Source organism: Allokutzneria sp. NRRL B-24872 (assembly GCF_002155965.1).
Taxonomy (GTDB): Bacteria; Actinomycetota; Actinomycetes; order Mycobacteriales; family Pseudonocardiaceae; genus Allokutzneria.
Map to the genome: position 1 here is coordinate 39,474 of NZ_MUMH01000029.1, position 20,182 is coordinate 59,655.

11 protein-coding genes and 2 CRISPR repeat arrays are annotated in these 20,182 nt (G+C 66.0%); of the genes, 10 read left to right on the forward strand and 1 reads right to left on the reverse strand.

Annotated elements, in window-relative coordinates; genetic code table 11:
- Positions 1-4 precede the first annotated feature (4 nt).
- The 10 genes from CCN37_RS08800 to cas2e all read left to right on the forward strand — a co-directional run bounded on the left by CCN37_RS08800 (position 5) and on the right by cas2e (position 13,353).
- Positions 5-1,837 (forward strand): winged helix-turn-helix domain-containing protein, encoded by a 1,833-nt coding sequence (locus CCN37_RS08800; protein WP_143261501.1) that lies wholly within the window; start codon positions 5-7, stop codon positions 1,835-1,837.
- A gap of 677 nt (positions 1,838-2,514) precedes the next feature.
- Positions 2,515-3,171, forward strand: a complete 657-nt coding sequence (locus CCN37_RS08805) for a hypothetical protein (protein WP_086820190.1) — start codon at positions 2,515-2,517, stop codon at positions 3,169-3,171.
- A gap of 216 nt (positions 3,172-3,387) precedes the next feature.
- Positions 3,388-4,209: direct repeats of the CRISPR family, unit length 28 nt; unit sequence GAAGTCCCCGCGCCAGCGGGGGTGAGTC.
- 297 nt (positions 4,210-4,506) lie between these two features.
- Positions 4,507-7,350 (forward strand): HD domain-containing protein, encoded by a 2,844-nt coding sequence (locus tag CCN37_RS08810; protein WP_168200582.1) that lies wholly within the window; start codon positions 4,507-4,509, stop codon positions 7,348-7,350.
- Positions 7,347-8,843 carry a type I-E CRISPR-associated protein Cse1/CasA gene (gene casA, locus CCN37_RS08815; protein ID WP_086820192.1) on the forward strand — a complete coding sequence of 499 codons (1,497 nt, stop codon included), beginning with the start codon at positions 7,347-7,349 and terminating at the stop codon, positions 8,841-8,843. Before CCN37_RS08810 ends, casA begins: the two co-directional genes overlap by 4 nt.
- Positions 8,844-8,872: 29 nt before the next feature.
- A complete protein-coding gene (casB, locus tag CCN37_RS08820; RefSeq protein WP_086820193.1) occupies positions 8,873-9,421 on the forward strand; it encodes a type I-E CRISPR-associated protein Cse2/CasB in 549 nt (182 codons plus the stop codon).
- Between the two features lie 31 nt (positions 9,422-9,452).
- A complete protein-coding gene (gene cas7e / locus CCN37_RS08825) occupies positions 9,453-10,658 on the forward strand; it encodes a type I-E CRISPR-associated protein Cas7/Cse4/CasC (protein WP_168200583.1) in 1,206 nt (401 codons plus the stop codon).
- Positions 10,658-11,386, forward strand: a complete 729-nt coding sequence (gene cas5e, locus CCN37_RS08830; protein WP_086820195.1) for a type I-E CRISPR-associated protein Cas5/CasD — start codon at positions 10,658-10,660, stop codon at positions 11,384-11,386. Before cas7e ends, cas5e begins: the two co-directional genes overlap by 1 nt.
- A complete protein-coding gene (cas6e, locus tag CCN37_RS08835; protein ID WP_086820196.1) occupies positions 11,376-12,077 on the forward strand; it encodes a type I-E CRISPR-associated protein Cas6/Cse3/CasE in 702 nt (233 codons plus the stop codon). Before cas5e ends, cas6e begins: the two co-directional genes overlap by 11 nt.
- Before the next feature lie 3 nt (positions 12,078-12,080).
- Complete coding sequence (gene cas1e / locus CCN37_RS08840) at positions 12,081-13,034, forward strand: type I-E CRISPR-associated endonuclease Cas1e (protein WP_086820197.1); 954 nt, start codon at positions 12,081-12,083, stop codon at positions 13,032-13,034.
- 4 nt (positions 13,035-13,038) lie between these two features.
- Entirely contained in the window at positions 13,039-13,353 is a 315-nt protein-coding gene (gene cas2e / locus CCN37_RS08845; RefSeq protein WP_086820198.1) for a type I-E CRISPR-associated endoribonuclease Cas2e, read from the forward strand.
- 29 nt (positions 13,354-13,382) lie between these two features.
- A CRISPR array of direct repeats spans positions 13,383-15,120; the repeat unit is 29 nt; unit sequence GAAGTCCCCGCACCAGCGGGGGTGCGTCC.
- A 1,106-nt stretch (positions 15,121-16,226) separates the two neighbouring features.
- On the opposite strand, the gene CCN37_RS08855 is transcribed toward cas2e, so the two are convergent.
- The gene (locus CCN37_RS08855) at positions 16,227-20,153 is read right to left on the reverse strand and encodes a restriction endonuclease (protein ID WP_246842902.1); all 3,927 of its coding nucleotides are present in this window, start codon (positions 20,151-20,153) and stop codon (positions 16,227-16,229) included.
- Positions 20,154-20,182 lie beyond the last annotated feature (29 nt).

The window sequence follows — 20,182 nt, forward strand, 5'->3', positions numbered from 1 at the left end:
GAAGGTGACCGAACGTCCGAAGTGCGGACGTCCGACGAGGGCCGGCACGCCATGTGAAGCGGTGGTTCGCCGGTCGGTGCCGCTGAGCGCGGTAGCACCGGCCTGCCGCAAACACATGACAGCGGACGAGAAGCATGAGTTCGATTCCAACCCGCTGTGGTCCGATGAGGGCCAAATCCTGTGGTTGCTCGACGAGCAGGACGAGTACCCCGGCTTGTTGACGATCGCCGAGATCTCCGGACGATTGGCGCTGACACAACCGACCGTGTCGCACACCCTGAGGCGGTTGCTGAAGGAAGGCAAAGCAGCGACGTGCCAGATGGGTCGGCGAGAAGTCTGGGGAACCGGCGACCAGGCCATGGCATGGCTCAGGAAACGCCGCTCGGAGGCGCAGCGCGTCGAGAGCGAACGCGCTCAGGAACGCGAGCGCGTCACTAAGACCAACGAGGCGTTGGCTGATGCGGCGACGCGGCTTCGCGAGGCCTGCGCTGGACGCGGAGTCAGCGTGTTGACCTTCGGGGGCTACGGCAGCGACTCCGACGAACCTCGCGCACTCTCGCTGTTGCTGGCCGTGGACGATCCGGGGGCCGCTGACTGGTTGGTCGGGCGCATGAGCAGACCTGTCCCGGGAGAGGACGCGCCGTCCGACGAACAGTGGTCCGAGCACGCCGAACACTTGGAGGAGCTTCTCAGCTGCTTCGAGTGGGCGGGATGGTTGGAGAACGGCGACGGATACTTCATAGAGTACGACGACGAGACCGGGCCGGTGCTGTACGCGACCCTGCATCGGACCTGCATGGCGTTCGATGTCGAATACCACCCGTCGACCGCTCAACTCCGGCTTCTCCCACACAACTACGAAGGCGGCTGGCCGCAGGTCTTCACCATGCTGGACGACGAAGTCACGATCGAACTCGGTGGTGACCTCGACGAGCAGACGAAGCATGTAGCCGAACATGCGGGCGCGCTCGGTCTGCTAGATCCCACTCGGATCGAGGTCGATCCTGTCGCACAAGTGTCGTTGCGGCAGTTCATGGACGTCCAGCTTACCGAGTACGTCTTCGAGGAGATCGCAGAATATCGCGAGAAGTCGCTTGAGGACGCCACCGGTGACCTCGACGCGGACTCGCACCTCCAAAACTACTTCGCCGCCGTCGTCGGCCTGTTCGGGCGAGATGTACTGCCAGATCTCGTGCCGAGCGCTGTCGCGCTAGGAATAGCAGCGTGGTGTTGGCGCAATGGCACTGCGGTAGAGGCATGGCATGTGTCGGATGACGTACTCGTGGCCAGGATCAACATTGCTGTCACCAGAACGATCTCCGGCCACATCGATCCGTACGAGGGCATCGATTGGCCTGGTCTGGAGGTAGCGCTGACCGATCCAGCCTGGGCGCTGCCGGACGGGAGAACGATCTCCGACCTGTTCGGGGAGGGCTGGCAGGAAGTCCGCGACTCCGTCAGCAGAGAGCTCACGACGTGGCGACGCCTCGACGAGGACCTGCTCGGTCCAGTGGCAACGTTGCGACTGCTGACGATTGGCGGCGCGACCAGTTACACGTGGCAATGGTGGGGGCAAGGCCGTTGGACAGCGGTGTGCCGCGCGATCGTAGACGACGCCATCGCAGGCGGTATCACGCTTCCCACGCCTTATGATGGGCTCGGTTCAGAACGTTTCATCGCTGACCTCGCGGAGCCGGATCAACTCGGCGACGATGCGCTGAAATGGCTGATCGACATGCCTACCTCCAACGTCGACGGGATCTGCGGTCTGCGGTTCCACGACGCCACCAAGCCCATTCCGCGCGTCGTGGAGCCAATCGAATGGGATCTGGAGTGAGATTCGGTCTCATGTGTTCTTCTCCGATCGACAAAGCAGATTTTCGAGCAGAACTTCTGCGTTAAACAGCATCGGCTCTGCCAACGCCGACCCATCCCGACCGGACTCGACCTGGCAACAGGGCGTCTAGTTACCGGTCACCATGGAGGTCATGCGGAGAAGCGAGTGCACGAGGACCGCTAGAGCCCTAGCGGCTCTCGTGCACTCGTGTGCCCTGCTAAGGAATGAGAGCCTCTCATCCCTCGCGTCGACAGGGCACGGAGGTCAGCGGGCACTGAGACTGCGGTGGGTGTTGATGACGCCGACTACGAACCTGCCGCACCCATGACTGCTTGAACGTAAGTCAGCGCACGCAGCGGGCATTGAAGCAAGTACACGAACTGGATACTTTTCCAAGGCCGATGGAGCCAGCGCCCCAACAACCAAGGGCTCCTTCCGCAACGTGGATCAGCCAAAACGATTCTATTCGGCTTGACCTGCACGTTCAGAATCAGTGTTCATCCTGCTAGTGCCCCCGGCGAGGTTCGTACAGCATCTCCACGAACTCCTACCCGCCGTGAGCTGCGGCTTTCTGCGACGCTCGGGATTGATCGGCGCCGCCGCGGTCAAGGCGTGGTCGGCGGTCCCCGATGACGACCGTCGAGGCACGTGGGCACGCTGGGAGTGGGCCGTTGTGGATGCGCGCGAGGACCACCACCGATCTGGTCTTGAGCGCCATGGCGACTGTCGTCGGGCTGAGCTTCGTGTTCGGATTCGGCAACGTTCTGTCGTTGGCGTTGCGGCTCGGGGTGACTGCTTGGGTGGCGCCGCTAGTTGCGCCTGCTGTAGATCTGACAGTGATCGGCCTGCTGGTAGCGATCCGCAGACTTTCCGCTGCTGGCGTCGCGCCGGAGCGTGTTCGTGCGGCTCGTCGGCTGCTGATGCTGGCTAGCGCGGCGACGCTGCTGTTGAACGTTGCGGAGCCGTTGATCTTGGGCCAGTACGCGAAGGCGGCTTTCGACGCTGTAGGACCGTTGCTGTTGATCGGCTGGGCAGAGGTTGGTCCGGACCTACTGGAGGCGCTGGACTCCGTTGAGCAGCGAGGACCGGCCAACCCGACCGAGCAAGTGGCACGAGTATCTAAGCGAGGTTCCTCTCCGGCGGCCCCAAGATCCATTCGTACGTCCAAGTTGGCCCACGAAGACCTGCTTAAGCGGGCACGCCAGGAAGACGCGCATCATCGTGCGCGACACCAGCGCCCCATCTCCGCCGACTCCCTTCGGAAGAAGCTGAATGTAGCCAGTGACACCGCACGGGAGCTCGTCGCACGTGTTCGCAGGGAGGCAGACACCTAAGCTCCTACGTAGCCTTCTGCCTCCCGGCAGGCGCCGATCCGCGAGTCTGGTCTGCTGGGACGAGCAAATCTCAGGGAATGTCTCAGCGTGCGTACCGCCCACCAGAGATGCACCTACGGTGGCGTCACAGCCACAGGGTCGTTCGACGGCAAACGACATCACAAGCAAGAAAGTCACAAAACGGCAACGCCGGAGCAAAAGTGCAGCTCGGCAAGGGAAGTCCCCGCGCCAGCGGGGGTGAGTCCGGCCAGGTGGCGGAGTTCCCGCCGTTGAGCAGGAAGTCCCCGCGCCAGCGGGGGTGAGTCCTCGTACCACTGCTGGCGGGCCTGGTGGATGGTGGAAGTCCCCGCGCCAGCGGGGGTGAGTCCGGCGCGTTGTCCCGGCGCCCGGTCAGGCTCCAGAAGTCCCCGCGCCAGCGGGGGTGAGTCCCGGATCTGCTCCGGGCTGCTGGACGAGATCGTGAAGTCCCCGCGCCAGCGGGGGTGAGTCCGCGGGGGTGGCCCGTCCATGCGGGTCCGTCCCGAAGTCCCCGCGCCAGCGGGGGTGAGTCCGGCAAGGACATGGGGGACGCGGGCTGGTGCAAGAAGTCCCCGCGCCAGCAGGAGTGATTCACTGCTTGGCAAGCTTGGGCATGACGATGACCAGGAAGTCCCCGCGCCAGCGGGGTGAGTCCTTCGCGAGCACCCTGGGGTTCTTGTGCTCTTGGAAGTCCCCGCGCCAGCGGGGGTGAGTCCTGGTACAGCCTCACCTACGCACTGATCGGCGTGAAGTCCCTGCGCCAGCGGGGGTGAGTCCGTCAACCACGGCGATGTCGCTGGTCCAGACTCGAAGTCCCCGCGCCAGCGGGGGTGAGTCCTGGGAGGGGATCAGCGACGACTTGGAGCGCGCGAAGTCCCCGCGCCAGCGGGGATAAGTCGCCGAGCGCCAGCGCCAGCTCCTCTTCCAGTTCGAAGTCCCCGCGCCAGCGGGGATGAGTCCTTTGCCAGAGATGGCATCCTCAGATGCCGCCCGAGGTCCCGGTGCCGGTGGGGATGAATCGTAGTTCTGCGGGTGCCACGCCGCGTGCGGTTGGCGGCGTCTTCGTAGTGCGCGAGGGTGGATAGTTGTTGCCTGGCGGGAATTTCGGGTGTTTCCAGAAAACAGCTGTAAGGGCAGCGTCGTTCCGTCACCCGTTGGTGTGATCGGGGTGTGGTTGTCGGGCCGGGGTTGTCGGTGGGTGCTTCTAGGTTGCGCGGCATGCCGATCGCTCGCCGTCGTACCGCGCCCGTAGCCATGGATGGCGCGACACTGCCGTGTCTTTGTGGCACGGCGACGGCAGCGCGGCCGGCTCTGCGCGTGGTGCCGGAGGTGGTGTGGGGCAAGGAGCGGGGTCTGCCTGATCCTTATCTGCTGGTCGCGCACGGGTTGGACACGGCAGCAGCGGTGAATGTCTTGTGCCGCAACTATTTCGCTGACGCGGTGACCGATCGTTTGAGGTTGGCTGGTGTTGATCGTCGGTGGTTGTGGGCGACGCTGGTCGCGGCGATGCATGACATCGGCAAGTGCGGTGGGTTTCAGGGCATCGATCGGGAAACGTGGGAGAGGCTCTATCCGGGGCAGCAACGGCCGGTCGCGGTCGATCGCGGGCACACGCGTCCTGGGCAGGCGAGCATGTCCGTCGAACTGCGTGTGCCGGGACTGCCGGTCGGTGATCCCGGCGTGTGGTTGTTGCTGGGGCAGATCATCGGTGGTCACCATGGGGTGATCGCCGCGCAGGACACGGTGGTCACCGCACGGCGGGCTCTGGCTGCGGCGGGGAGTGCGTGTGCGTGTTGGGCCAATGGGCGGCAAGCCATCACCGATCTTCTGTTCGCTGCGATCGCCCCGCCGGATGTGCCGGTGGAGTTGTCGACGCGGGAGTGGCGGCGTTTCGCGTTGGCGTGTTGTGGTGTTGTGCCGCTGGCGGATTGGATCGTCTCGCAAACGGAGTTCATCACCGCGCGGCGAGCGGACTTGCCTGAGCTGTGGACGCCGGAGACTGCACGCGATTTCCTGGCCACCGGTATCGCCGCAGCCGAGGCGGAGCTGCGACGGATCGGGTTGACGCGCCCGGCGCGTCCGCGTCTGGGATTCGTGGAGCGGTTCGGCTTCGCGCCTCGGGGTGTGCAGACCTCGTTGGAGCGGCGGCTGCGGTCGTTGGTGAGCGGCCCGGCGTTGGTGCTGGTGTTGGAGCGCACTGGTGCGGGCAAGACCGAGGCTGGGTGGTGGGCGTGTTCGGTGTTGGAGGCCGCTGCCGGGGTGTCGGGGATGTTCGTGGGGTTGCCGACGATGGCCACTGCGGACGCGGCGTTTCGGCGTGTGGTCGCCGATCTGGACAGGACGTTGTCGGCGGATGCGGTGGCGCAACTGGTGCACTCGATGGCCGCCTATACCCCGGAGTTGCAGGAGCTGTTGTCCCGCAGCAGGAAGCGGGTAGCGCTGGCCGAGATCGCCGACGCGGGCTTGTTGTCGGGGTGTGATGGGGAGCTGACGCCGGCGGGCTTGGCGGTGGCTTCGGAGTGGATGCGCGGGGCGCGACGGGCGTTGTTCGCGCCGGTGTGTGTTGGCACGGTGGATCAGCTGCTGGCGATGGTGGTGCGCTCGCTGCACCAGCCGATGCGGGCGGTGGCGTTGAGCGGTAAGGCGGTTCTGGTCGACGAGGCTCACGCATACGCCCCGTACATGCAGACGTTGTTGTGCCGTGCGGTGGAATGGCTAGGGGCGTTCGGGACTCCGGTGGTGCTGCTGTCGGCGACGTTGCCCACGCCGATCGCGCGGGCCTTGCTGGAGGCATATTCCCGGGGCGCGCGGTCCTGGCGAGATGATCACGGCATCACCGCCGCCGATCCCGACGGGGCGGTGGAGTTGCCGTACCCGGGGTGGGTTGTCTACGACAGCCGCAGCGGCACCACCACCGTTGAGGCTTGCCCTGTTCCCGCGGCGGAGCAGCGGACGTTGCCTCTGGCTCTGCACTCCTATCCTGTTGGGGGACAAGGCTTTGCACGGCGTTGTTTGGATTTGGTGGCGCCGTTGTGGGAGCCGGGTGGGACAGGGTGTGCGCTGATCGTGGCCAACACGGTGGCCGACACCCAGCAGCTGGCCGCGCTGGTGCGGCACGAGGCGCCGCCGGACTGCGAGGTCATCACGCTGCACGCACGCCTGCCCCAGAACGAGCGGGGGCGGAGGGGCGTCGTTGTCGAGCGGCTGTTCGGCAAAGACGGCACGGCGCGGCCCACGCGCGCGGTGGTGATCGCCTCGCCGCTGGTTCAGGAGGCTTTGGATCTTGACTTCGACATGGTCGTGACGGCGCTGGCGCCCTTGGCGATGCTGCTGCAACGCGCGGGCCGCTGTCACCGACATGATCTCTCTGAGCGGGTCTCGCTGTGGCCGGCGCCAATCGTTCATGTCCTGGCCGGTCACGATGAGGCCGGGCACCTGGCGGAGGAATTCCCGTACCCGCACGACCAGCGGATGGTCACCTGGCGAGTGCTGTGCGGTCGCACCGACACGGAGAACACGGTCATCGTGAACATCCCCGGGGACGTGCAGGAGTTGGTCGAACAGGTCTACCCGCGCTCAGAGTGGCTGCTGGACACCGACGCCGCCCTCGCCGACGCCGCCACCGCGTCCTGGGCTCAGGAAGACGCCGAACGAGCCATCGCGACCATCGCGGCGATCCCCGCGGTCGGATCCCTGACTGGTCTGGAAGAGCTGACCTCACCGATCGACGGGGACCTCGAACTCGGTACCCGCCTGGGCGTGGATAACCGCCGCGTCCTGCCTGTCTATGACCTCGACGGCACCCTCTACCTCGACACCGCCGGCCACCACCCGGTACCCAGTGCGGCTGGCGGGCGATGGCGCTGGGAAGACGTCGCCACCCTTATCGGCCACACCATTCCCGTCGCCAACGCCGCCTGGCTCCGGGACCTACCTGAACCCCCGCAGGCATGGCAGGAGCACCCGCTTCTGGCACACGTTCGGCTCCTGCCCTGCTCGCGCACCGCTGACGCGGTGCCGTTCCTGCCCGGGGTCCGCGCACGCCGAGCCCACGGCACCGGCAAGCGCGCGGCATGGGTCGACGACGAGCTCGGCCTGATCCTGCAACCCTCGCCCCGCCGTGATCGTGGGCGGTCTTCCCGGAAAGGACAGTCGCGGTGAGCGGCTTCGATCTCATCACCCAACCCTGGATCCCCGTCATCACCACCCACGGATCCCGCGAGCGACTCGGGCTGCGTGAGCTGTTCACCCGCGCCGATTCTCTCGCTGACCTCGACCTGCCGATCCCACCGGCTGAATCCGCCCTGTGGCGCGTCTTGACCGCGATCGCCTACAGCCTCACCGGCCTCGCCGTCGACAACGAGGGCGATGACGGGGTGACCTGGCGGGCCACGCGCCGCGCGCTCGCCGAACACGGCAAGTTCGACACCACAGCGATCACCGAGTACTTCACGACCTACCAGCGGCGCTTCGACCTACTCGACCCGCAGCGGCCGTGGCTGCAGGATGCGCGCCTGGCCGAGGAATGTCGCGAAGCCGCTGGAGTGAACAAGTTCGTCTCCAGCCGCCCGGTCGGCAAGAACGGGAAAACGTGGTGGACCCGCCACCACGATGGCCAGCCGACACCGATCCCCTACGAGGAAGCAGCGTGGTGGGTGCTCGTGCACTGGTTCTACGGCGGCTCCGGGCAATGCTCGGCGCGTGCGGCAGGACCCAAGGCTACGTCCAACCGCAAGGCTGGCCCGCTGCGGCGGCGGATGTCCTACCACCCCCTCGGCGAGTCGGTATTCGCCAGCCTGCTCGCCAGCATGGTCCACCCCGCGCCCTACCAGCGGCCGGGTGCAGATGTGTGCCCATGGGAACGCCCCGAGCTGGCCGATCCACTGCGGCCCCCGCCACCACCGACGGGGATCCGCTCCACCCTGACCGCGGGTGGGCTGACCGCGACCCTGCTCCGCTCCGGCGCACCGGGCGTGGTCACCAGCGCCTACCTGACCTGGGGACACCTGGGCCAATACGACGTTCCGGTGATCGACCCGTTCCTGTCTTACACCGCCGACCGCGCGAAGACCCTGGTCGCCGATCCGGCGCGCGCGGTATGGCGCGACCTGGACGCGCTGCTCGGGACCGCCCCAGGCAGCAAGGCCCACCACCCTCCGGCGGCGTTGACCCGCCCGCGGGACCTCGACGAGCTCGGGGTGCGAGGTGTGCATGCCTACGGCTTCCACCAGGATCCCAAGACCGTCGACTACTCGTGGTGGCGTTCAACAACCCCGGCGATCGTGCGTGAAGACCAGGGACACTTCGCTGACGTGGTCGCGCGGCTGGTCCAGGCGTGCACCGGTGAAGCAGACCGACTCGCGAAGGCGCTGCGCGCCGCCGGTCAGCTCATCCCGTCGACGAAAAGGAACACCAAGCAGGCATCGCTCGCCGCTCGCTGGGTCACCGCAGCCCTACCCCAATTCTGGTTCCGCGCCGAAGAGCTGTTCTACCACCACCTCGATCGACTGACCGACGCTGGCGGACCGGACACGCTCGACAAGGACGCCACCGATGCGCTGCGCGCGTTGTCACGCACGGTCTACGACGCGGTCACCGAGGCCACCAGCACCCAGCCGCGGCTCTACCGAGCCGTGGTCTCCCGCCGTCCCTGACTCCCTGCTCCCAGGAAGGAACACCCACGATGAGTACTGCCGCGCCCGCGGAAGGCTCCAACGAACCGCGCTGGGCCACCAGCTGCATCGACCACCTCACCGAACTGCTGTCCGACTCAGGATCCGCGCGTCGTGCTCTGCGACCGGCGGCGCGTCTGCCACCCGCCGATGTTCCCACGGCGCACCGCTACCTCGTGCCGTGGCTGGCCGGGGCGTCGGCCGATCGTGAGGCCGCGCTGTACCGGGTCGCCGGGTTCATGGCCGCCATCCCCAACGGGAGCAGCCTGCAGCGGGAAGACCTCGGAGGCGCGCTCGCGGCCTTCGACAAGCACCTGGGAACCCGGGGCAGCACCGAGGAGATGACGCCACGCGAACGACGACTCGCGCGCCTGGTACAGGCCCCGTTTCCTGTGCTGGTCAACCAGATCTACCCCGTGCTGACCCAGCTGGCACGGGAGAACCTGCTGCCCGACTGGGCTGTGCTACTGCGCGACCTCCATCGCTGGCCCCGCTCCTGCGGTGATGTGGGCAAGCGGTGGATGCGCAGCTACTACACCGCCAACCCCATCACCCGCTGACCGATTTCCCTTACCCAGAAAGGCATGTTCCATGTCGGGCCGAATCCTGGACATCCACGTCACCCAGGCGATTCCGTACGCCAATCTCAACCGCGACGATCACGGCGAGCCCAAGCAGATGATCTTCGGCGGGGTCAACCGCGGCCGGGTCGCCAGCCAATGTGAGAAGCGCAGCACCCGCACCACCCTGCGTTCCCACCCCGACTACGTCGGCGATCTTGGCACCCGCACGAAGTTCGCCGCCGTGCAACTACGCGACGACCTCATCGGCGCCGGCTGGGACCCGGAGGCCGCCACCCGCGGCGCCGCTGACCTGTTCCATCCGCTGCGGGTCAGCAAGAACGACGCGGACACCGACAGCCAGGACGAAGAAGCGTCGGCGAAGAAGAAGGGGCGCGCGGCGAAGAAGGACGACAGCGATGCGCCGCTGAACCTGGCCACGAAGGCGTTGGTGTACCTCAACATCTCCGACCGGCAACGTCTAGTCGAGCTGGCCGAGACCCACCGAGGGCTCTACGACGGCACGATCGTGGAGACCACCGACAATCAACGCCAGGAAGGCAGGAAAAAGCGCACCGCCGACCTGCTGAAGGTTCTCAACGCGGTCACCGGCGACGGGCTGGCGTTGTTCGGGCGCATGATCTCCCAGCTCCCCGAAGGCACCCTGGACGGCGCGGTCCAGGTCGCGCACTCCTTTACCACCCACGAGGCCATCAGCCAGCCCGACTACTTCACCGCGGTCGAGGAACTGCCTGGCCTGGCGTCCAAGGTGAGTGCGGGTGCGGCGCACCTGGACCAAGCCAGTTACCTGTCGGGGACGTTCTACCGCTACGCCACCCTGGATCTCGACGAGCTCACCACGCACCTCGGTGACGCTGACCGAGCCGTGGAGCTGATCGGGCACTTCGTGCGCGCGTTCGCCTTGTCGGTGCCGTCCGGGAAGAAGCGCTCCACCGCACCCCATACGCCGCCGGGGCTGGTCTACCTCGCTGCCCGCAGCGACCGGCCCGTCAGCTTCGCCGCCGCGTTCGAGAACCCCGTGCGCGGGACTGGGCTGTTGCAGTCCAGCGTGACCCGGCTGGCCGACTACGCCGCGCTGGTCGATGGATTCTTCGGTGACGCCGGCCGTCTCTGGCACGGGCATGCCGCGACCGTGGCCACCACCGGGGACTCCCTCGGCCAGCGCATGCCGCTGCCGGAGCTGATCGCGCAGGCGCAGCGAGCCGGAGCCCGTTGATGCGCTCCACCCTGGCTTTGCTGCTAACCGGGCCTTTGCAGTCGTGGGGCGAACGGAGCCACTTCGACCACCGTGACACCCTCACCCACCCCACCCGCTCCGGGATCATCGGCCTGCTCGCCTCCGCGCGAGGCGACAGTCGCGAAGCAGACCTGTCCTGGGCGCAACCGCTGGAGATCACCGTGCGTATCGACCGCGCGGGCGCCCGTTTGGAGGACTTCCACACCATCGGCGGCGCTGGCGAAACCATCCTGACAGCTCAAGGAAAACAGCGGACCACACCCGCGATCACCCGCCGCCACTACCTCGCCGACGCCGCGTTCCTCGTCCTGATCACCGGGCCGCGCAACGACATCACCACGCTCAGCGAGCAGGTGCGGTCACCGCGCTGGGCGCCCTACCTCGGTCGCCGAGGCTGCCCTCCCTCGCTGCCGATCCATCTCGGAGTCTCCACCCGAGCACCGGACTCGCTGCTGTCCACGACTCCGCTCTACCGCACACCGCCCCGCGAGGACGCCACGATCACGGTCACCGTCGTCTCCGACAGCAACCTCGCCGGCAGCTCCGGGCGGCTCCGGGATGTTCCCGTCTCATTCGACCCACACCAGCGCTCCTACGACACACGAGACATCGCCGCCACCTCGGTGGAGATGAACGCCCAGCAGTGCGCCGGAGTCGGCTTCCACCCCTACACCTCTCTGATCAAGGCCATTCGCGATGACTACTGACACCCACGTCTCGACCCCATCTCTCTGGCTGAGCGCGCTGCGACTCGACCCGCGACACCGCGACACGACCCGCGATCTCGGTAATCCCCGCGACATGCACCGCAGCATCATGACGCTGTTCCCCGACGACCTCGGCGACACACCACGCGCTACCGCCGGAGTGCTCTACCGCATCGAGGAAGACACCCGCGGCATCACCGTCCTCATCCAATCCCTAATCCAACCCCGCCCCTGGGACAACCACAGCAACGTCCTTTCCGGACAAACCAAGAACCTCACACCCTTCCTCGACCACCTCCACACCGGCATGACCGTGCACTACCGAATCGCCGCCAACCCACAGAAAACCTGCGGCCGCAACGGCGATCCCCTCCGGGGCAAACGTGTCCACCTCTGGGGCGAGGACGCCGACCAATGGTGGAACACCCGCGCTGAACACCACGGACTACACCTGCACACCGCCACCGCGCGCCCTCACCGCGACGGCACCCAACCGCGCCCGAAACACCGAAACCGCGACCACGCAACGAGAAACCGCGACAACAAGATCCAGCACAATGCCATCCAGTTCGACGGACTCGCCGAGATCACCGACATCGACTCCGTCCGCGCCGCGATCACCACCGGGATCGGCAAAGGCCGGGCTCACGGCCTCGGCCTGCTCTCCCTCGCCCCCATCACGACGGTTTGACCCATGGGCCAACGACTTCCCGCCACCCTCGGTGCACCCACCGCGATAGCGGTGCCCCGCGTCAGCGACCGGTTGAGCTTCCTCTACCTCGACACCGTGCGAATCACCGCCGACCGCAACGGTGTCTGCGCCAGCGCCGACGCCCCCAGCGGACCCACCCGGGTCCATCTGCCCACCGCCGGGATCGCCAGCGTCCTTCTCGGACCCGGCACCAGCATCACCCACGCCGCGATCACCACCCTCACCCGCGACGGCGCAACGGTGGCCTTCACCGGAGACGGAGGCGTCCGCTGCTACTCGGCGTTCCTGCACGACAGCACCTCCACCACCGTGCTCGACCGGCAAGTCGCCGTCGTCTCCAACGACCAACAACGACTGGCCGCAGCCCAACGGCTCTACCAACTGCGCTTCCACGACCCACTGCCCGACGAACTCACCCTGGCCCGCCTACGCGGACTGGAAGGCCAACGCGTCAAAGCGCACTACCGCGTCATGGCCCAACAACACGGACTGCCGCGCTTCCGCCGCAGCTACGACCCGCACGACTGGCCCAGCCAAGACCCGGTCAACATGGCGCTGACCGCCGGCAACACCGCCCTCTACGGCATCGTCACCGCCGTCATCCTCAGCCTCGGCGCTTCACCCGCCCTCGGGATACTTCACCACGGCCAACAACGCGCCTTCACCTACGACATCGCCGACCTCTACAAAGCCGACGTCGTCATCCCACTCGCCTTCTCCCTACACGCCCACCCCACCCCCGACCGCGAAGTCCGCCGCCGACTCCGCGACAAACTCCGGCTCCTGCGGCTGATCCCCCGCATCGTCGACGACATCCACCACGTCCTTGGACTATCCACACCAGACACGCCACCACGCGGCGACCTCATCGACCTGTGGGACCCCGAAGGCAACGTCGCCAGCGGCCGCAACTACAGCGACACCGTCGACTGGTAACCCCATGCCCACCCTCTGCGTCATCGCCACCAACGCCATCGCCGACGGCACACGAGGCGCCCTCACCCGATGGCTCCTCGAACCCCACGCCGGCGTCTACGTCGGCACCCTCACCGCACGCGTCAGAGAACAACTCTGGAACGGCGTCCGCGAATCCATCAACAACCAAGGAGGCTGGGCCGTCCTCATCCACACCGCCAACACCGAACAAGGCTTCGCCCTCCACACCTGCGGCACCGGACGACGAACACCCATCGACCTCGACGGCCTCACCCTCCTCAACTGGGGACACCCACCCAAAAACATCACAAACCCATAACACCGTCCCAAAAGCCCACGTCAGCAAGGGAAGTCCCCGCACCAGCGGGGGTGCGTCCACCGCGTCGACCGCGCGATCCCGCGCTGGTGGGAAGTCCCCGCACCAGCGGGGGTGCGTCCAGCTTCGCAGTCGGAGTGACCTTCGACCGCGCGAAGTCCCCGCACCAGCGGGGGTGCGTCCTACATCCCGGTCCTGCGCGACGAGCTCGGACGGAAGTCCCCGCACCAGCGGGGGTGCGTCCGGGTGTAGAGGTCGGTCGGCAAGCTGAAACAGAAGTCCCCGCACCAGCGGGGGTGCGTCCGATTGGTACCTGTGCGCGGACCCGAGCCGCACGAAGTCCCCGCACCAGCGGGGGTGCGTCCCTTCGCTAGGCCGCCGAGGATGTAGATGTCCGGAAGTCCCCGCACCAGCGGGGGTGCGTCCGTGCTCACCTCGGGTGCCCACGTGCCGAGTCCGAAGTCCCCGCACCAGCGGGGGTGCGTCGCTCGAGGCGATGGCCAGGTGGCTGTCGGAGAAGAAGTCCCCGCACCAGCGGGGGTGCGTCCCGCCTGGTGCTGCGCGAGACGCTGGGCTTCTAGAAGTCCCCGCACCAGCGGGGGTGCGTCCGACATGTTGATTCGGGAAGCGGTCGCCGATCAGAAGTCCCCGCACCAGCGGGGGTGCGTCCCAGTTCGCGTCGGCCATGTTGGTGATCCGGTCGAAGTCCCCGCACCAGCGGGGGTGCGTCCGGCGCCGCCCCGATCATCCCGATCAGCGGCGGGAAGTCCCCGCACCAGCGGGGGTGCGTCCTCCGCAAGCAGGCAAAGCGACTTCGTCACCTCGAAGTCCCCGCACCAGCGGGGGTGCGTCGAGCTTCCACCTGACCACCAGCGAGGCCAAGCGGAAGTCCCCGCACCAGCGGGGGTGCGTCTTGCTCGGGCAGCGTGGCGAGGTCGGCGTTGTGGAAGTCCCCGCACCAGCGGGGGTGCGTCGCTGATCAGCGCCGCGCTTCTGGTCGCTCTCCTGAAGTCCCCGCACCAGCGGGGGTGCGTCCTCCACCTTCGGCACCGTCACGCTCAACGGGGGGAAGTCCCCGCACCAGCGGGGGTGCGTCCCTGGTCGCCGATCGTCGCCCTGGCCCTGGCCGGAAGTCCCCGCACCCAGCGGGGGTGCGTCCGTCGTGGAGAACGCCGAGATCATCCGCACCGCGAAGTCCCCGCACCAGCGGGGGTGCGTCCCCAGACCACTCCACTCCACACCAGAGCACTCCGAAGTCCCCGCACCAGCGGGGGTGCGTCCCGGCGCGCTGACGCGTGGGGCGCGGGCAGCATGAAGTCCCCGCACCAGCGGGGGTGTGTCCGGGCTTGTTCCCTTCCCGGTTCGGGTGGGAAGGAAGTCCCGCGCCAGCGGGGGGGGTGCGTCCATCGAGCACTGGACCTACTGGACATACTCCCCGAAGTCCCCGCGCCAGCTGGGGTGTGTCCTTCGAGTTCCAGCTGATCCTGATCGCCCCCGAGAAGTCCCCGCGCCAGCAGGGGTGCGTTTAGCTCGACCCGTGTCGAGTACGCCTGCTCACCGAAGTCCCCGCGCCAGCGGGGATGCGTCCGCGTTCGGCCTGGGGTTTTTCGTTGTCGCGTGGAAGTCCCCGTGCCAGCGGGGGTGCGTCCGTCATGGCCACGCCGTGCTCGACAGCAAGACGGAAGTCCCCGCGCCAGCGCGGGTGCGTCCTTTGGCTTGATCTTCGCTCTGGTGCTCATCGGAAGTCCCCGCACAAGCGGGCGAGGCTCGTACAGCATCTACACGAACTCGTACCCGCTGCGAGCTGCGGCTTTCCGCGACCGTCGGTATTGATCGGCATCGCCGCCGTCAAGGTATTGATGCCTCATGATGGCTTCCGCACGGCGCAGGCCCGCCTCCTGGGCAGGGCTACTTGCAGCCGGTTCCGCGTCTGACCACCGTGTACGCGCCAAGAAGCTGGTCATTGAGGGCAGCTTCTCGATGGACGACGTGGGGAGCGCAGCGCGATGACTGTCCGCGTGTCCACGCCTGGCTCCGCGACTCGTTTCCATGCGTTGATCGGACGAAGCGTTGGCGAGCTCGTTGCCCGGGTCATGGGCGTCGTCGTGGGGTTGTCCTTCTTGTTCGGGTTCGGCAACGTGTGGGCTCTGGCTGTACGTCTCGGAGTGACGGCCTGGGTTGCGCCTCTGGTCGCGCCCGCAGTCGACCTGACTGTCGTTGGCCTGATGGTCGCGATTCATCGGCTCGCGGCGGTAGGGATGGCACCAGAGGTGATCCGTGCAGCGAGGCGCCTGCTCGCGCTCGCCAGCACCGTGACCCTGGTGCTCAACATCGCCGAACCCGTGATCCTGGCAGTACGGCAAGGCGGCGTTCGACGCTGTGGGACCGCTGCTGTTGATCGGGTGGGCCGAGGTCGGCCCAGATCTTCTGGGAGCGCTGGAAGTAGTGGAAGAACGCGAGAACGTTGAGCGCAGATGCAACGAAACTGTCGGCACATCGCAGCCTTCGAGGCAGGCGCCAGCTAACGCTTCGGCTGCAGCTCGTGCACCGCGGCGGTCGACTTCGAAGCTGACCGACACGGAGCTTCTCGACCGGGCGCGCCGAGAGGACTCGCGTCACCGTGAACTACACCAGCGCCCCATTTCTGCTGCCAACCTTCGGCAGAGGCTTGAGGTGAGCAGCGATACCGCACGCCAACTGATTGCTCGCGTTCGCCAGGAAGCAACTATGCATGTGCACAGTTGACCCTCGCCGCACAGCAATAGGAGTCCCGGACCGTCCCAGGGCCAGAGCCGTGTCGAGCAGAGCGGCGCCGTCGTCGGTGAGGCCGGTTTGGGAACGGAGCTTGCCGAAGACGCTCTTCGAAGCAACCGTTTTCACCAAGAGCGTCGGTCGTCAAGGAGTTCGTCTTCGTCGGCCTCCGCCTTGATCCACGACGCTACGCCTGAGGCGAGCAGGTGGTAGAACCGGTGCTCGATCGAACCGGGAGGCAGAGTCTTGGCCAGCTCGGTCGCCTTGTCCCGTTGTTCGAGATCCCTCTTGTTGGGCTGACCGGGAACGCTCACGCGGGAACCGCTGATTATGGCCGAGCGCAGTCCGCTTCCGATGGCGCGAGCACAGTCTTCGCCGAGCGCCTCGGCCGCTTGCAGTGCCTTTATGACGAAGTTCGAGTGAGTCCACACCAGATCATTTGGAGCACCTCTGAGTACGGTGCCGACCGCGAGGATCCTTTCCCTGCTGCCGGATGCGACCAATTCGGCCAATAGTTGCAGAACTGACTCGTTGTACTGCACAGCGATCGCTGTGAAGAGTCGTGCACCTACGTGAGCACGCCTGCTTCCCCAAGGGCTATGCGAGATCCACTCCACGACCCGGCGCAACAGCCGTTCGAAATCCTGGCTGCTCTGCAAGCGCAACGGCTCATGCCACTGATACGGAATAGGTTGGTACTCCACCGCGCTCGGGTCGTCCTCATAGGTCTCGACACGACGCATAAGCAGGTCCAGAATCTCTTCAGGTCGGACTGCTGATATCTCAGCCAGAAGGCAGTGAATGTGGTAGTCGTCGATGGACCTGCAAGCGTGGAGCTGTTCGAGAAAGTCTGCAATCTGTGCGTCGTCGAACGTCTTCCACGACATGCTTCCAGGCGCCGTGAGAAGCGCGGCTACCTCCGAGGCGAGCTCCGTAGAGTCCCCGAATCGCACACTGGTGATCAGCTGCGTCGCCAACGCTCTGTTCACATCACCCAGCAGTCGGGATGCATGCACGACGCCCCTACGCACGTACGGATCGGCATGGACGCTCAGGTCGCACAGCAATTCGACTTCGCCGTCGAGCAGCGTTGCTCGGTTTCCACGAGCCACACCAAAGGCGTGCGCTACCGCCCTAGCGTTGTCGATGCTTGGCGTGTTGAAGAGCGCCCGGGCGAGTGACATCGCTTCTACTGTGAGCAACTCGGTCAGGGTGCTGAGCGCTGCGGGAACAAGTTGACGCAGCATGGCCAGGGATGTTGACTCAGCACTGTTCGAATTGATACTGTCAGAAATCACACGCCGCGCCAGCGCAACACCAATTTCGGCATCGCAACGCATCAGCGCCTCCACAAACTGGTGCGGATTTGCCGCTGTCGTGCCGAACGCGTAGCTGTCGCGGCTCAGGCAGTCGGCAAGACGATTAACCACCTCCTCCGGTGCCCATCGCTCGCAGACAGCCGCCGCGACCTCCGCGGAATGCTCCTTCTGTCGGCGGCAGCGGGTGGCGTAGTCATCTGTTTCGCGAACGGACGGTCCCCACCCGTCATGCAGGACATGTGCAAGTTGGTGTTCGAGCTGCTGCGGCAGCTTCGCCCGCGCTGTTCTCGCCGCTGACGCGGTCGCTCCAGGCGCGTAGTCAGCGTGCCACTGCACGACCTTGCGAATCGCGACTGCAACAACGGGGTCGAGTCCGGGATACACGGCCAAGTCGGCAAATCTGTTGAGGATCTTAACGAACTCCGGGGACCAGCGGTCGTTGTCCTCATCCCTGTTTGCACCCCGAAACGCTCCCCTTGGGTATCGCAGCGCGGCCTGAAGTGCATTGACTGCCCGCACGGCGTGACGAACATCGTCGGCGTCTGCAGCGGCGAAAACCAAATCGACAACACGGTCACGGAAGGAACGCACCGCGGAGAGGCTGACAGGGTGGGTACTCAGGGTCATGGAGAGCCCGTCAAAGCGTTTGTGCTCGACTTCGGTGGCCAGTATAGGCTCCAACACCGCGAACGGCGAATGCGGGTGTGTGACCACGGTGTCGTCGCGGAGCCAGCGCTGAACTATCGAGATCATGCCGCCCTGGAACTCCGTTGTCTTGCCGACGTCATACGTGGAGAGCTCGGCAAGTAGACGCATCGGATGATCTGGGTCCTGGCCGACCGGGCGCACGTCGTGGCGAGCCAGGTCCCACAAGAGATCAGCTGACTCGACGAGACAATTCAAGCTCAACGCCGCGCGATAGAGGATAGTCGGCAGCACGCGAGCTACATTGTCGTCATCACTCGTGAAGCACACAGACTCGCCGGGCACCGCCGATTTGCTGAGAGCGAGGCGAACCAAGGCGATCGCATGCCTCGGCTGGAAGGCAGCGGCGGCGCGGACCGCCTGCAAGATCCGATACCGCGAAGAGGTTGAGGCAGCTTCGTACTCCGCCGTAAGGGCGTTCCACAGGACGTCGACCGCAAGACCTGTGCCATTGCGTGCCTTGCGCGGGCGCCAGTCCACTCGACCCGCGTTGACCACTGCGTGCGCGAGCGCGTCTCCGGAAGTCGCGCCGCAGACCCGCTCCAAGTACCCCGTTGAGATGCCAGAAGGTGTGTCAACCGCGGCGTCGGCGAGGATCACGTCACCGAGCAGGTCGGGAACGATCCTGAGTGAGTTGCCTCGACGGAGCAACACCCCCGCGTCCTGCAAGGAGTGCAGATGCGGCAACAGCTGATCAAACGGCCGTCCTGTCAGCGCAAGCATGGCGGTTTGGAAGACGGATTCGTCCAGACGAAGCGGCTGGAGCACGGCCACCGCCTTAAGAATCTCGCGGCGCAGGTCGCCCTCCGAGGTGCCCGGAGTGCCCGCCACGATGTCCCCAAACAGTGAAAGGATCTCCGCCCGAATGTCGTCACTGGCGTCAAACCGAGCAGGATCAAGGACTCCTCTCGCGATAAGCTGCGCGCCAACGACGATCAGCAACGGACAGTCGGCCGCCATCTCCGCCAGCCACGTCGCCACGTGCTCCTGGCTGTCGGGCCCCAGAATGGTGCGTGCCAAGCGCTCAGCCTCACGTGCTGTCAGATCGGTGAGTTCTTGGACCGACACCTCCGAGGGGTGCACGCCGAGCGGACGCAAGTCGGTGTGAAGTTGTGGCAGACCGTATGGTCGAAGCGACAGCAGCACTTTGGCGGTGGGGCGGAATCGCTCGATACCCGCGATGATCGCTGCAGTGTCCTCGCGGTCATGTGCATCATCGACGACCACGAGGAGCCCGTCATCGGGCGGAAGTATCTCGAAGTGCTGGGGGGTGACTTCGGCGCCAGTTGCAAGGAAGCGGACCGTCCGCCCCTTCTCGGCACCTAGATCCTGCGCGATAGCGCGCAGGAGCCGGCTCTTCCCGATCCCGCCTCGCCCGGCGACGACGGCGATCTTCTCGTTGTGATCCGGGGCAGTGGCAAAGGCTCGTAGGGCTACCAAGTTAACGTCGCGGCCAACGAGTTCCCATTCGTGCGAGTAGATACTTCCCTGCGCGAACTGCCTGAAGAACTCCTCGGTGGTCAACCAAGGGCCTGGGACAGGTACTCCTAGGAAAGACTCCCTCCAACCGGGGAAGTAGGTATCCACGAGCCGGAGCGCCGCGTCTCGATCTTGAAGTGACCGCACTTGACTGGACAAGTCCACGATGTCCCACAGCGTCCACGCTGAGTGCTTCTCAACCTCTCGCTGCGCCTCGGGGCTGGCTATGCGGGTGAGGAAGATGTAGCAGTGGTCGAGCTTGATCTCCAGGGCGCCAACTGCCTTCTGAACTTTCTTCGGGCCAAACTGCTTCTCCCGCTTGCACTGAATGCCCGTCGTCTGGCCGTCAGGATGGTGGACGATTACATCGATCCCACCCTGGGTATGCCCTTGCCCTCCAACGCGATGCACCCGGGCCTGCGGATGCAACGCTGCGGCCAAATCGGCACTGAACTGCTCGAAAGTCTCTGGAACAAGCTCGTTGAGCGGGAGCTGTGTGACCAGGGGACGAACCGGTAGGCCCGGCCCGAAAACGTCGACGATTCCCACGCCAGAATCTCCCTGGAGGCTTCCCAATG

Excerpts from the sequence above, each read along its gene's own strand:
- cas7e (WP_168200583.1), top strand. The coding sequence starts at position 9,453 with ATGTCGGGCCGAATCCTGGACATCCACGTCACCCAGGCGATTCCGTAC.
- CCN37_RS08805 (WP_086820190.1), top strand. The coding sequence starts at position 2,515 with ATGCGCGCGAGGACCACCACCGATCTGGTCTTGAGCGCCATGGCGACT.
- casB (WP_086820193.1), top strand. The coding sequence starts at position 8,873 with ATGAGTACTGCCGCGCCCGCGGAAGGCTCCAACGAACCGCGCTGGGCC.
- cas6e (WP_086820196.1), top strand. The coding sequence starts at position 11,376 with ATGACTACTGACACCCACGTCTCGACCCCATCTCTCTGGCTGAGCGCG.
- cas2e (WP_086820198.1), top strand. The coding sequence starts at position 13,039 with ATGCCCACCCTCTGCGTCATCGCCACCAACGCCATCGCCGACGGCACA.
- cas5e (WP_086820195.1), top strand. The coding sequence starts at position 10,658 with ATGCGCTCCACCCTGGCTTTGCTGCTAACCGGGCCTTTGCAGTCGTGG.
- cas1e (WP_086820197.1), top strand. The coding sequence starts at position 12,081 with ATGGGCCAACGACTTCCCGCCACCCTCGGTGCACCCACCGCGATAGCG.